Source organism: Acidimicrobiales bacterium, from assembly GCA_041394245.1.
Taxonomy (GTDB): Bacteria; Actinomycetota; Acidimicrobiia; order Acidimicrobiales; family Aldehydirespiratoraceae; genus JAJRXC01.
Genome location: JAWKIR010000002.1, coordinates 325,040 through 338,655, shown reverse-complemented (window position 1 = coordinate 338,655; position 13,616 = coordinate 325,040). Strand labels below are relative to the sequence as shown.

Below are 13,616 nucleotides of genomic sequence, written 5' to 3'. Positions count from 1 at the left end.
CGCCGGCCACTCAGTCCGTGGTCAGGAGTATTTCGCGCACCGCCGACACGGCTGCCGCGGTGTCGCCGTAGCTGAGCTTGACGACGGGCACGGACTCGACCAGCTCGACGAGGCGGTCGAAGACCGGTTGGCCGCCGACCGAGAAATCGAACGCGTCGCCCAACAGCAGGTGCAGCGCCTCGACCGGCTGCATCCTCGACACTCGGGTCGCTGCTCCCGCCCGCCATTGGGGGCAGATCACGGCGGCGACCGGCGACGGACCCGACACGGGGCCCACACGAGCGGGGTCGATGTGCCACTCCCGGCCGGCGACGGCACGGGCGAGCCCTTCGAGATCCTCGGGCGGCGCGAGTTCGGGAAACAACGGAAACGACCCGGGGTCGAGCACGATCGACTTCGGATAGGCACGGACCCGGAGCCCGTCGACGACCGCGGCGGCCTCGTCGGTCAGATACGAGAACCCGTCGGCGACGAGGGCGGTCGTGAGGGTCGACTTCCCGTGGTTCGACCCGCCGGGAAGCAGCACGGCACGGCCCTGGTCCGCGACTGCGCCCGCATGCAGGACGAGATCACCGGGAACCGATGCGACCGCGAGATTGTTCACCTCGCCGATCGCGCGGAGCGCGACGGCCAACGGGGACCCGAGTGCGATCGGATCGGCCGTGCCGACTCGCACCGTCCATCCGACTCCGTCGGCCGGCCGGATCTCGATGACGACCTCCGGCGGCGCGTCGACGCGCAGAGGATCGAGCGCATCACCGATAGCGGCGGCGATCTCCTCGTCGTCGCAGACGACGCCGACCCGGGCGTCGAGCGCAGCGAAGGACCCGGTCGCCGGAACGTCGACCCGGGACGGGTCGATCGAACCCGGCCGCCGCGTCGATCGCGGGGCTCCGCTCGCCATCCGGTCGTCCATCTCGAGCAGTCCGTCGGCCCGCAGCTGCTCGACCGTGCGTTCCACGTCGGAGCGGATCTCCACGGGCGACACCTGGAACCGGTCGCCGAGACGGACGGCCAGATCGCCGATCGTCTCCACCACGTGGAGCTCCTGCCAGATGGCCGCAGCCGAACCGTTCAGGACGTGGAGACGTCTCGTGTCGAGATGGAACAGCGCCAGCTCGTCGCCGAGGGGCGACGCGACGACGCGGTGGTGTGGCCGCGGGGCCACCGAGACTGCATACCTCACGAATCGACCCCCAGTCGACGTTGCCGGACCCGCTCCTTGGCGGTCGGCAGGGCCACGACCAGCAACACCAGGGGGATCGTCATGGCCCGCTGGCGCGCCAGGATCCCGAAGTTGCCCAGGGCCGAGAACAGATAGACGAACACGATCGTGAACGCGACCGCGTAGGCGATGTAGGGCTCCGAACGGATCGACCGCGCCGCCGCCATGAGCCGCGGGATCGCTCCGACGAGCAGCACCGCGAGGAGAAGCGCCTCGATCGATGTGGCCAGCATCGCCGCGCTCGAGGCTTCGTGCGGGAAGGGGCGGAAGAGCACGGTGACGAACCCCCACGGGTACTCCGTGATGCCGTCGATGCGAGCGGCCTCGAAGTGCGAGCCACCCTGCGACGACCTCGTGTTGACGAGGTCGAGCGCGGCCTCGAGTCCGGTGGGGTTGAGCCCGTCGATGTCGGACAGCGCTTCCACCGCATCCGACGCGACGGAGCCTCCGACCACGAGCGCGGCGACCAGCGCGACCCGCGCGACGGTGCGCATCGCGCCGCGCCCGGGCGCGCCGATGATCACCGCCACGACCAGCGCCGTCATCGCGATGAGCGCGACGTGGGGCCGGACGAGCGCGACCCCCACCATTCCGAGCGCGGTCACGACCAGACCGTGGAGGTCACCACGCAACAATCGAGCGCCGCCGTAGGCGACCGTGCCCAGGCCGAGGAGGATCACCGATTCCTTGCCGATACTCGACGGCCAGTAGACGAGCGACGGCCAGAAGAGCAGCAGCAGCGCGTAGCGCTTGGTGTCGACCGTCGGCAGTGCCGTGCGGAAGGCCATCACGAACAGGATCGAGCCGATGAACCCGAGGAGTGAGAAGACCACGAAGGTGGCGAACTCGTCCTCGAAGGTGACGACCTCCACGAGGCCGGTGAGATAGCGGACGGATCCGGTGCCCGGGATGGACCGACCGGTCTCGACGGTGAAGTCCAGCCGACGGAAGCTGTCGGCCAGCGACGCGCCGACCCGGTGGTAGTCGACGCTGTCCTCGCGGGCCGAGAAGCGCGGCAGTGTGGCCAACAGCTTGACGCCGAGCGACAGCCGCATGATCCCCGCCATCTCGAGATCGGGGAACCGACGGCCGATCCGGCCGAACACAGGGATCGAGAGCGCGACCGCCCCCATCGCCGTCGCGACACCGAGGATCGACGACCGGCCGATGACGGTTCCGGCCACATAGGCGACGAGCGCGACCGCACAGAGGGCCCATCCCGCCGGCGCGGCCCATGCGAGCCGGACCGGCGCTGCGGCGGCGGCGCGGGCGCTCGGTCTCGGGATCGCGGGTTCTGGGGTTGCCGTTGCCGGCGACGACGGTCCGGCCATCCTCATCACCGAACCGGTGCGACCTCGGGTTCGGTGAGGTCGACGACCTGCCGACGACGCCGACCGGTCGGTTCGAGATATGGATCGTCGTCGTCGTAGTAGTAGTCCGACGCGTTCGGGACATCGCGGGCGCCGACGAGGGCGACGCCGAGCGGGGCCCGACCCCGACGCTCGAGGAGCTCGGCCGCGCGGGCGGCCGACTCGGCCTTGGTCTCCGACGAGTTGACGATCAACACGACATGGTCGGCCACGCCGAGGAGATCGGCGGCGTCATTGGTGGTGAGGATCGGCGCGGTGTCGAGCAGGATCACGTCGAAGCGCTCCATCGCCCGTTGCACGAGCCGACGCTGCGCCGCGATCACGTCGCTGGGCGTGGCCTCCCCGTCGTTCTCGGTGACCTGGGTGACGAGCTGCACGCCGGGCACCTCGGTGACGTTGAGACGCTGCGGATGCGCGGTCCCTCCGAGGTACCGGTGCAGCCGCGGGCGACGGAAGTCGCAATTGATCGCCAGGACGCGCCGATCGCCTTCCGCCATCACGGTCGCGAGGTTGGCGACGGTCGTCGTCTTGCCTTCGGACGGGCCGGCGGAGGTCACGAGCACGACCTGTGCACCGGGCCGTGCCCGACCCTGGTCCTCGTCGATTCGCCGGGCGTAGTCGAGCGCCGAGCGCAGGGCGCGGAACGACTCCGCGGTGCGCGAGCGCGGTTCTTCGAGGGTCAGGATGCGCGTCGACTTGCGATCCTTGCGACTGAGCGGCGGGATCTCGGCGAGGACCGGCAGATCGAGCGTCGACTCGACGTCGGGCTTGCTGCGCAGCTTGGAATCGAGTCGTTCGGTGAAGACGACGAAGCCGAAACCGAGCGCAGCGCCCACGAGCGCGCCCGCAACTCCCCGGGCCAGCGGACCATCGGGAATGGTCGGTCCCGACTCCCTTGCGGCCGGCGCGGCGGTACCGGCACCGACCGAGTCGCCGATGCCTACCTCCACGTTCGAACCGGCGGCTCCCTGACGCAGCCGTGCGTCGTAGTTCCGTTCGCTGATCTCGACCGCGGAGGCTTCTTCGAGGGTCTCGAGCGGCACGACCGGCACGCCGGACGCCTCGAAGTCGGTCAGGCGGGACTGTGCCGGGCGGAGCTGGCTCTCGCAGAGCTCGACCGCGATCGACTCGTCGCGTACGTCGGCCTCGGGATCGAGCAGCAGCTTCGCGTCGCGCAGCGACAGAGCATTGTCCTTGCACGTCTGGGCCTGGGTGACCTGGCCGATCGCGATGGTGATGCGATCGTCGTGGTAGGCCTGCGCCTCGGCCTGGAGGAAGCCGACCAGCTGGGCGGCGAATTGGTCGGCGGATGCCTCGGCCTCGGCCGCGGTCTCGCCGACGGTGCACACCGACATGCTCTGGATGTCGTTGCGGACATCCACGCGGACCTGGGTCTGGAGCGTGTCGGCATCGCGCCCGAGGGCGGCTGCGGCAGCGGCCGGGATCTCTCCCTGGGTCAGCCGCTGGGCGAGCTGTGCGAGATTGCTGACGTCGACCGTCTCGTAGATGTCGGACAGGGTCCGATCGACGAGCAGCGTGTGGCAGGCGTCGTAGTAGACGGTCGGGACGGGTGCCGGAGCAGCGTCCTCGGCCACAGCGGCACTGGCGGCACCGAGCGACGCACCGACGACGGCGAGCAGCACGATCGGCCGCCAGCGGCGCCGAATGGTTCGAATCAGATGTTGGGGTTCCATGTCCTTGGTTTCGCCCACCCGTCGAGGCCGGCCCGACGTCTCCCTCCGAAGACGCCAGACCAGCGCGTGCTTGTGCGACGCTTTGCCTGTCGGCAGGTTCTCCGCCGACATGAGCCAAAGGACCCAATGGGCCGGATCTACCTCTCCCCACCCGACATGACGGCGGTCGAACGCGAACTGCTGCTCGGCGCGTTCGACGCGAACTGGGTCGCCCCCGTCGGACCGGATCTCACCGCGTTCGAGGAAGAGTTCGCCGCCCTCGTCGGTGTCCCCCACGCCGTTGCGCTGACGAGTGGCACGGCCGGCCTGCACCTCGCGCTCCTCGTGAGCGGGGTCGGCCCGGGCGATGTCGTCGTCGTGCCGTCGTTCACCTTCGCCGCCACCGCGAACGTCGTCGCCTACGTCGGCGCCGAGCCCTGGTTCGTCGACAGCGAGCCGTCCACCTGGAACCTCGACCCGGCCCTGGTCGAGGAAGCCCTGCGCACCGCCGTGGCGGAGGGTCGACGGATCGGCGCGGTCATCAGCGTCGATCTCTACGGCCAGTGCGCCGACCACGCACCGATCCGCGCCGCCTGCGAGCGATACGGCGTACCGCTCGTCGAGGATGCGGCCGAAGCCGTCGGTGCGACATGGGAAGGTGCCGGTGCCGGCTCGTTCGGCGACATCGGCGTCTTCTCCTTCAACGGCAACAAGATCATGACCACCGGCGGTGGCGGAATGGCCGTCTCCGCGGACGCCGCTGCGATCGCTCGCATCCGGCACCTGTCGACCCAGGCCCGCGAGCCGGTGCTGCACTACGAACACGCCGAGATCGGCTACAACTACCGCCTCAGCAACATCCTGGCGGCCATCGGCCGCGGACAGGTCCGCCGCCTGCCCGACATGCTGGCCCGAACGGCGGAGATCCGAGCGGCGTACCAGAACGCGCTGGGCGACCTCCGCGGGGTGTCGTTCAACCCGCTCGATCCACGGGGGACGCCCAACAACTGGCTGACGATCGCCGTGCTCGCCGACGATGCCGGCTGTTCACCCGCCGACCTGATCGCCGCGCTCGACGCCGCCGATGCCGAAGCTCGTCCGGCGTGGAAGCCCATGCACCTCCAACCGGTGTTCGGGGATCGCCGTGTCTTCGGTGGCGAGGTCGCCGAGACCGCGTTCGCCCGCGGCGTGTGCCTCCCGAGCGGTTCGTCGATGACCGGCTCGGAGTTGGATCGCGTCATCGACGCCGCCCGCGCCGCGCTCTCGTGACCCGGGTACGCCACCTTCTCAAGGGACTCGGCCCGGGCGGCGCCGAGCGACTCGTGGTCGCCCAGACCACGGCGCCGGGATCGATCGAGCACGATGTCGTCTACCTGGTGCCCGAGAAGGATCATCTCGTGCCGCTCCTCGACGCCGCCGGCGTCGTCAATCGCTGCCTCGATGCCCCCAGCGCAGTCCGCCCGGGCTGGGTCGTCCGGCTGCACCGACTCCTGCGGACCGATCCCGTCGACGTCCTCCACGTCCACTCCCCCGCCCTCGCCGCCGTCACCCGGATCCTCGTCCGCACCGTGCCGCGGGGTCGTCGGCCCGCGGTCGTGAGCACCGAACACAACCGCTGGCCCCGCCACCATCGCGTGACCCGTCTCGCGAACCGGCTGACGATCCGGCTCCAGGACGCGACGATCGCGGTGAGCGACGACGTCCGCTCCACCGTGCGCGGCATCGCTCCGGACCGGGTCACCGTCGTGGTGCACGGCATCGACATCGCCGCGGTGCGCGCGACCGCCGATCGAGGCGGTGTCCGCACGGAACTCGGCATCGACGACACCGACATCGTCGTCGTGTGTGTCGCCAACCTGCGTCGCGAGAAAGCGCTCGACATCCTGGTGGCGGCCGCCGTCCGAGCGCTCGACGACGAGCCGAGCCTGCGCTACCTCCTCGTCGGGCAGGGGCCGCTCGCCGACGACGTCGACCGATGGATCGCGGCTGCCGGGATCGGCCGACGGTTCACCGCACTCGGCTATCGGCCCGATGCCACACGCATCATCAGCGCCGGCGACATGCTCACCCTCTCGTCGGCCCACGAGGGTCTGCCGGTGGCGGTGATGGAGGCGCTGGCGCTCGGTCTGCCGGTCGTCGCGACCGCAGCCGGCGGGGTACCGAGTGCCGTCGGCCGTGCCGGACTCATCTCCGCGGTCGGCGATGCCGATGCCCTCGCGGGCAACCACGTGGCGATGGCGCGCGACGAGGCGCGCCGCCGCGAGCTGTCGCTCGCCGCCACGCTCGAGGCGCAGCGATTCGAGCGATCCCGTGCGATCTCGGAGATCGAGGAGATCTACGCCGCGGCCATCGACGGCACCCGCGCGGCCGACAGCAGCCATTCGTAGGTCCGTAGCGTCGTGTCGATGACGTCACGGTCGTCGAAGTGTTCGAGGGCACGGCGCCGCGCCGCGTCGCCGAGACGGCGGCGACGCACGTCATCGCGCACGAGCGGCCGCAACGCCGCGACGAGACCGACCGCATCGCCGGCGTCGAAGAGTCGCCCGGTGACACCGTCGGCGACCACCTGGCGACAGCCGCGGATGTTCGTCGCCACGACCGGCAATCCCATCGCCGACGCCTCCATTGCGGAACGCGGATATCCCTCGCGGTGCGAAGCCAGGACGTAGACGTCGAACGCCGAGTAGACGTCGGCCATGTCGTCGCGGCGACCGAGGAAGACGACACCGTGGCGCTCGGCTTCGGCCCGGTCGGCGGCCGAGACCGCACCTGCCTTGTCCGGCTCCTCGGGGCCGACGACGACGAAGCGGCAGTTCTCGTCGCGCATCGCCGCGGCCGCCTCGAAAACGGCGGCATAGCCCTTCTCCCACACGAGGCGACCGACGAGTCCGATCACGACCGTGTCGTCGTCGACGCCGATCGAGGCCCGGATGCGGCCGCGACTGGCGGCGGGAACCGACGACGGGTCGAAGCGCCGGAGATCGATGCCGTTGCCGAGCAGCGAGAGCTTGGAGTGCGGCACTCCGAGTCGGCGCAGCACGGCGAGATCCTCGGGGTTCTGGAGGAGTTCTGCGTCGGAGCAGGTGCCGGCCAGCCGTTCGAGGCCGTAGACGACCGCTCGCTTCGCCAGCCGATCCTCGGGGAGGGCGTAGAGCCCGTGCACGGTATTCACCACCACGGGAACGCCAGCCGCTCTCGCGGCGACGCGGCCGAGCACTCCCGGCTTCGGATTGTGGGTGTGCACGATGTCGGGCCGCAGGCGCCGCAGGGCGCGGTGCACGTCGCGCAACGCACGCAGATCGTGCATCGGCGACATCGCCCGGGTCAGCGACGGCACGGCCACATGCTGGATACCACTCGCCTCGAGCGCGGCGACATGGGGACCGGGAGCCGACATGCCGAACACCTCGAAGCCGGCATCGGCGAACGCCTCGAGCTGGGGGCGGAGCAACCAGTCGAGGCTCATGTCGGTCGTCGTGAGGTGCACGAGGCGCCGAGCGCTCACGATGACGCCCCCGCGTAGCGACGCCGGTTGACGAGCCGTCGCAGGTCGTCCTCGAACCCCATGCCACCGGCGACCTTGCAGGCGAACCAGCGGGCGCCGTCGGTGGTCTGCACCGGAGTGCGGGCCAGACGATGGAGGTCCGTACCGATCGGGTTGGCCCGGGTACCGGCCAATGCGGCCGACACGAAGCGGGCCCGCACCTCGCGCTCGGCCCCGGGCGAGGGTCGCAGTGCTTTCGGGTAGGCGAAGTGCTGCGCCGACAGTCCCAGTCGATCACCGATGAGGTCGATGGAGCGGTCGAGTTCGTCGGCGACCTGGTCGTGCGGGAGCCGGTCGAGCAGCACGTGGCGATGGGTGTGCGAACCGATGGTGACGAGCCCCGAGGCGACACACTCCGCGAGGCCTGCCCAGGTTGCCGGGCGGCCGTCGTCGGGGAAGTCGATCCGCTCGTCGATGTGGGCGGTGGCGACATACAGCGTCGCCGGAATCCCGTGGCGCGCAAGCACCGGCAACGCGTCGTCGACGAAGTCGTCGGTGCCGTCGTCGAACGTCACGACCACTCGGCCCCGCAGGTCCTCGGCCTGCGCCAGGCGAGCGACGGCCTCGTCGAGCGACAGCACGGCACCGCTCGCCGCCAACATCGCCATCTGCTCGTCGAACATCGGGGTCGGAAGATCGACGCGTACGCCGGTCCGTCCGCCGACACGGTGATAGATCAGCACCACCAGGCCCGCGACGGGGCGACGAACCACGTCGGCGGCACCGGCGGCGAACTTCACGGCGGAAGGCAGGAGACCCACCCGCTCCCATCGGCAGGTACGGCGCAGGGATAACCTCTCGCCCGTGGATCGCCCCGCCCCCACCGTTCGTCGCGGCACGAACGACGACATCCCGGCGGCGATCGCGGTGGCCGCGGCTGCGCTCGGGTGGCGTCGCGACGAACCCAACGAGGCGTTCTTCCGTTGGAAGCACCTCGACAACCCGGCCGGACCGTCGCCGATGTGGCTCGCGATCGACGACACCCACGCGGGGACCGACACCGTTGCCGGTTTCCGCACGATGCTGCGCTGGAACTTCACCGGTCCCGACGGGGCCACGCGTCGCGCCGTACGGGCCGTCGACACCGCCACCCACCCCGACCACCAGCGTCGGGGCATCTTCCGGGCGTTGACGACCGCTGCCGTCGACGAACTGACCGCCGACGGCATCGAGTTCGTCTTCAACACACCCAACGACAACAGCCGCCCCGGTTACCTCCGCATGGGATGGCGGGAGGTCGGCCGCATCCCGACCCGATTCGCGCTACGCGGGCCCACTTCGCTGCCGAGACTGGCCCAGGCGCGAACGGCGGCACAGAAGTGGTCGGAACCCTGTGCGCTCGGTGTGACCGTCGACCGTGCCATCGACGACCTCGTCGAACTCGACGCCGCCACACCCTCGCCGTCGGCGATCGCAACGACGAGAACCCGAGATCACCTCCTGTGGCGCTACGGCTTCGAGCCCCTCGCCTATCGGGTCATCCGGTCCGACGATGCGGCGGCGGTGATCCGGCTGCGACGCCGGGGACCGGCCCTCGAGGCGGTCCTCGCTGAGGTGTTCAGCCCCGACGCCAAGGCGACCCGCCGACTGCTGCGCCGCCTTCGCCACGATCTCTCGGCCGACCATCTCCTGACACTGGCCCGGCCACCGCATCCGGCCCCCTGGTTGCCGACGTTGCCGAGACTCGGGCCACGGCTGACGGTGCGCGATCTCGCGGGCACGGGCCCCGACCTCGAGGACTTCCGGTTCGCCCTCGGCGACATCGAACTCTTCTAGTCGCCCGCCCCGACACGATCGACGAGGTCGTCGATCACCGCGCTGAAGTGCGCGGCGATCGCATCGGGTCGCACCTCGGGGCGGGCGGCGTGCATCCGGGCGCGATCCGACAGCGCCATCCAGTGCGACTCGTCGTCCCACAGCGTGCCGACGGCGCGGATCCACTCGTCGGGGCCGGCGTCGGGGGCCACGAGGGTGCCACCGTCTCCCACGGCTTCGCGTAGACCCGGCAGGTCGCTGGCGACCACGGGGAGCCCGTTGGCCTGCGCCTCCAGCACGGTGCGCGGCCGATTGTCGACCTGGTGGGGGGTCAGCAGCATCCGGGCATCGCGAAAGACGATGCCGGGACGGGGCTCGAAGGCACGGAACGTGATGCTGTCGTGCGCCGCGAGCAGGCGCTCGACCTCGCGACGGTCTGTTCCGGCGAGCGACCACGACTCCTGCAGCACGATCGGGATGTCGGGACGCGCCGCGGCCAGCGGTCCGATGACGTGGAGACCGTGGCTGGCCAGCGGATTCACCAGGAGGAGGACCTCCCGGGTGGGCGGGAGTTCCATCGGGTCGATCCGCACCACCGACGGGACCAGCGCGGCGTGATGGCCGAGACGCGCCGCGTCGTCGACCAGTGTCCCGGAGTTGGCGAGGAGCAGATCGGGGAAGAGACCGGCGGTGAGATGGCCGATCGCCGGCGCTTCCCGCAGGTACAGCGCGGTCGGGATCGACCGCTCGCGGCACACGGCACGGACCCGCCGCCAGGTCACCCGGGAGATGCTCGAGGCGACCACGACGTCGGGTCGCCAACGGCGAACCGACTGCTCGATGGCGTTCTCCGGCGCGATGGTGCTGTCGTGTCGCAGACCGGCGATCTCCCTGGTCTCCACGCGCGCCCCCAGCCGGCGGCGCACGAGATCGACGGGTCGCCCGATGGGACGACCGTCGAATCGAACAGCGGCGTCGGTGAACTCCGAGAGCATCCGTCGCCGTCGCTTCGCCTCGTCGCCGGCATCGACCAGGAAGCGGACCTGGCGACCGTGGGCCTGGAGCGCCGCGGCGAGCTCACGCTGGCTGCGTCCCGATCCTCCCTCGACCACCGATGACACGAAGAGCAGCCGCCGGGCCGCCGGCGATGCAGGAGATGGCGATGCAGGAGAAGCCGAGGTGGGAGAGGTCATCGACGTCTCCATCGGTCGGGCGGATCGGGGAATGAGCCGTTCGACCCACTCCTCATGAGCCGCGCGCCGGTGCCGATGGAGGGGTGACGTTCTCTCAGGAAGGGGAACCCCATGCACGTCCTCGTCACCGGCGGCGCCGGCTTCATCGGCGCCAACCTCTGTCGCTCGCTCGAGCTCAGCGGTCACCGCGTCACCGCGTTCGACGACCTCTCGACCGGCTACTCCGCCAACCTCGACGGCACGGACACCGAACTCGTCGTGGGCACCATCCTCGACCAGGCCGCGCTCGACGCAGCCGCCGGACCCGCCGATGCGATCGTCCATCTCGCCGCCCGACCGTCGGTTCCCCGCTCCATCACCGACCCCGTCGCCAGCCATCTCGCCAACGCCACGGGCACGGTGAACGTGCTCGAGGCGGCCCGCAAGGACGGGCTGCGCCACGTCCTGTGCGCCGGCTCCTCGTCGGTCTATGGCGCGAACCCGGAACTCCCGAAGCACGAAGGGCTCGCCTGCCGCCCGGTCAGTCCTTATGCCGCGAGCAAGCTGGCGACCGAGTCCTACACGATCGCCTACGGGCACAGCTACGGCCTGCCGACCCTCGCGTTCCGCTTCTTCAACGTGTTCGGGCCGCTGCAGGCGGCGGGCCACGCGTACGCAGCCGTTATCCCGGCCTTCGTCGACGCCGCGCTGCGCGGCGATCCGCTGCCCCTGAACGGCGACGGCTCCCAGAGCCGCGACTTCACGTTCATCGACACGCTCACATCGGTCATCGTCGACGCGGTCAACCGCCGGGTCACGAGCGACATCCCTGTCAACCTGGCGTTCGGCACCCGAACCGACCTCCTGACCGTGATCGACATGATCGGGGAGCTGGTGGACGGGGAGATCCGGGTCGAGCGCAGGCCGGTGCGGACCGGCGACGTCCCCCATTCCCAGGCCGACGACAGCCGCGTCCGCGAGCTGTTCCCGACCATCACGCCGGTTCCGCTCGAGATCGGGCTGAAGGCGACGGTCGATTGGATGCGCGAGGTTCTCTGATGCGACGGCTTCCCGGCGCCCCGTACCGCGGCAAGCGACTCGTCGACCTCCTGGTCGTCGCGATCGTCGCCGTTCCGGCCCTGGTCCTCGGGGCCGGATGCGCCATCGCCATCCGCCTGACCTCCCGTGGTCCCGTCCTGTTCCTCCAGGAACGGGTCGGCATGCACGGGGAACTCTTCGTCGTGTGGAAGTTTCGCACGATGATCGACGGCGACAATCCGATCATCCCCAGCGCCGATCGCATCACCACGGTGGGTCGGATCCTGCGACGGACGTCGCTCGACGAACTGCCCCAGCTCGTCAACGTCGCCCGCGGCGAGATGAGCATCGTCGGCCCTCGACCCACCCTCGCCTACCAGGTCGAGCGGTGGACCGATCGTCAGAAGCGCCGCCTCGACGTGCGACCGGGTCTCACCGGCCTGGCCCAGGTCAACGGACGCAACGACCTGTCGTGGCCCGAACGCATCGAGTACGACCTCGAGTACGTCGACACGCAGTCATTGCGAACGGATCTCGGGATCCTCGTCCGCACCGCCACGGCGATGGTCGGCGGCGAAGGCACGGGCGCCACGGCTGCCGACGACCCCATCGCCGGCCTTCGCGAGAGCGGCGCCGCATGAGCGACCGGCTCGTGATCGTCGGCGCCGGCGGTCACGGGCGCGAGGCGCTGGCCGTCGCCCGCGCCGTCAACCGAAGCCAGCAGCGCTGGCAGACGATCGGTCTGGTCGACGACGGCCCGACCGATCCGGAGCTCGTCGACGAATCGATCGTCCTCGGGTCGACGGAGTTCCTCCTCGACCACGGCGACGACTTCGTCATCGCGATCGGCTCGCCGAGCCTTCGACGGGTCATTGCCGAACGGGTCGGCCCCGCCGCCCCCGCGGTCACACTCGTCGACCCGTCGGCCTGGATCGGCGACGACGTCGAACTCGACGACGGCGCCATGCTGTATCCCGGCGCGATCTGCACGACCAACGTGCGCATCGGTTCGCACTCCCATGTCAACTGCGGTGCGGTCATCAGCCACGACTGCCGCATCGGCGACTTCGTGAGCCTCTCGCCGGGCGTGAAGCTGAACGGTGCCGTCACGGTCGGCGACGGCGTCTTCCTCGGCACCGGAGCGATCGTCCTCCCCGGGCGGTCGATCGGTCAGAACGCCGTCGTCGGTGCCGGCGCGGTCGTCATCGACGACGTCGAACCCGGCGCGACGGTGGTGGGCGTACCCGCCCGCTGACGCCGCCGGCTCAGCACCAACAGACCCCAGGCCGACAGGGCCAGCAGCGCGGTGAGCGCGCCGACCGCGAGCGCCGGCCCGTAGCGGGACGGTCGCCCGATCGATCCGGCGACCGCCCCGGCCAGGGGCAACACCACGAGCACGCCGTTTGCCAGGCTGCGCCGGTCGGGAAGCCAGCCGGGGAGGCATCGCACCACGCTCGCACCAGCCAGGGTGGCGGCCACGAGCAGTGGGACCTCCGTGTCCGGCACGATCGCCCACACGCCCGCACATGCGCCGAGCGCCGAGATCGCGGCGGTCGACCATCGCGGTCGCGTGGCCATCGCCGCCACGATCACCGCGAGGGTGACCGCCACGACGAACCCGCGGTCGGTCCGGTCGACGACCCCGCCCACGAGCACATCGCCCTGGGCCGCGGTCACGACGACGCCGACGGCACCGAGGGTGCTCACGAGCCAACGGCCGTTGCTCCGCCCGGCCACCACCGCCGCTGCGACCCCGGCGACGATGCCGATCACGAACAACTTCGGGTGCAGCGGCCCCTCGGGCACGATCCCCGCAACGGCTACCACCACGGCCGACAC

General features: G+C 70.6%; 13 protein-coding genes. 6 read left to right on the top strand and 7 right to left on the bottom strand.

Translation table 11 applies throughout. The features are described 5' to 3' along the window. Positions 1-10: 10 nt before the first annotated feature. Genes R2707_01775 through R2707_01765 form a run of 3 tightly spaced genes read right to left on the bottom strand, consistent with a single transcriptional unit; the run spans position 11 to position 4,289 of the window. Positions 11-1,168 carry a PqqD family peptide modification chaperone gene (locus tag R2707_01775; protein MEZ5243798.1) on the bottom strand — a complete coding sequence of 386 codons (1,158 nt, stop codon included), beginning with the start codon at positions 1,166-1,168 and terminating at the stop codon, positions 11-13. A gap of 14 nt (positions 1,169-1,182) precedes the next feature. Continuing rightward, positions 1,183-2,556 carry a hypothetical protein gene (locus R2707_01770; protein MEZ5243797.1) on the bottom strand — a complete coding sequence of 458 codons (1,374 nt, stop codon included), beginning with the start codon at positions 2,554-2,556 and terminating at the stop codon, positions 1,183-1,185. A 5-nt stretch (positions 2,557-2,561) separates the two neighbouring features. Further along, positions 2,562-4,289 carry a division plane positioning ATPase MipZ gene (locus R2707_01765; GenBank protein MEZ5243796.1) on the bottom strand — a complete coding sequence of 576 codons (1,728 nt, stop codon included), beginning with the start codon at positions 4,287-4,289 and terminating at the stop codon, positions 2,562-2,564. Between the two features lie 126 nt (positions 4,290-4,415). Between R2707_01765 and R2707_01760 the strand changes: the two genes are divergently transcribed. Continuing rightward, positions 4,416-5,537, top strand: coding sequence for an aminotransferase class I/II-fold pyridoxal phosphate-dependent enzyme (locus R2707_01760; protein MEZ5243795.1), 1,122 nt, complete (start codon positions 4,416-4,418; stop codon positions 5,535-5,537). After that, positions 5,534-6,655: a glycosyltransferase gene (locus R2707_01755; protein ID MEZ5243794.1), complete on the top strand. Its 1,122-nt coding sequence runs from the start codon at positions 5,534-5,536 to the stop codon at positions 6,653-6,655. Before R2707_01760 ends, R2707_01755 begins: the two co-directional genes overlap by 4 nt. Here the strand turns inward: R2707_01755 and R2707_01750 are convergent. After that, entirely contained in the window at positions 6,604-7,773 is a 1,170-nt protein-coding gene (locus R2707_01750) for a glycosyltransferase family 4 protein (GenBank protein MEZ5243793.1), read from the bottom strand. The two genes, R2707_01755 and R2707_01750, sit on opposite strands and share 52 nt — an antisense overlap. Beyond that, positions 7,770-8,573, bottom strand: coding sequence for a polysaccharide deacetylase family protein (locus R2707_01745; GenBank protein MEZ5243792.1), 804 nt, complete (start codon positions 8,571-8,573; stop codon positions 7,770-7,772). The genes R2707_01750 and R2707_01745 overlap by 4 nt, the downstream gene beginning before the upstream one ends. Before the next feature lie 43 nt (positions 8,574-8,616). Between R2707_01745 and R2707_01740 the strand changes: the two genes are divergently transcribed. Next, positions 8,617-9,588 carry a GNAT family N-acetyltransferase gene (locus tag R2707_01740; protein ID MEZ5243791.1) on the top strand — a complete coding sequence of 324 codons (972 nt, stop codon included), beginning with the start codon at positions 8,617-8,619 and terminating at the stop codon, positions 9,586-9,588. On the opposite strand, the gene R2707_01735 is transcribed toward R2707_01740, so the two are convergent. Next, positions 9,585-10,760 carry a glycosyltransferase gene (locus R2707_01735; protein ID MEZ5243790.1) on the bottom strand — a complete coding sequence of 392 codons (1,176 nt, stop codon included), beginning with the start codon at positions 10,758-10,760 and terminating at the stop codon, positions 9,585-9,587. The genes R2707_01740 and R2707_01735 overlap by 4 nt on opposite strands. Positions 10,761-10,871: 111 nt before the next feature. Between R2707_01735 and R2707_01730 the strand changes: the two genes are divergently transcribed. From R2707_01730 to R2707_01720, 3 genes are read left to right on the top strand one after another with little or no spacing between them, the layout of a single operon-like run. Beyond that, the gene (locus tag R2707_01730; protein MEZ5243789.1) at positions 10,872-11,798 is read left to right on the top strand and encodes an NAD-dependent epimerase/dehydratase family protein; all 927 of its coding nucleotides are present in this window, start codon (positions 10,872-10,874) and stop codon (positions 11,796-11,798) included. Further along, positions 11,798-12,418, top strand: a complete 621-nt coding sequence (locus R2707_01725; GenBank protein ID MEZ5243788.1) for a sugar transferase — start codon at positions 11,798-11,800, stop codon at positions 12,416-12,418. The genes R2707_01730 and R2707_01725 overlap by 1 nt, the downstream gene beginning before the upstream one ends. Further along, entirely contained in the window at positions 12,415-13,032 is a 618-nt protein-coding gene (locus tag R2707_01720; GenBank protein MEZ5243787.1) for an acetyltransferase, read from the top strand. Before R2707_01725 ends, R2707_01720 begins: the two co-directional genes overlap by 4 nt. On the opposite strand, the gene R2707_01715 is transcribed toward R2707_01720, so the two are convergent. Then, positions 12,948-13,607, bottom strand: coding sequence for a hypothetical protein (locus R2707_01715; GenBank protein MEZ5243786.1), 660 nt, complete (start codon positions 13,605-13,607; stop codon positions 12,948-12,950). The two genes, R2707_01720 and R2707_01715, sit on opposite strands and share 85 nt — an antisense overlap. Between the last annotated feature and the right edge of the window lie 9 nt (positions 13,608-13,616).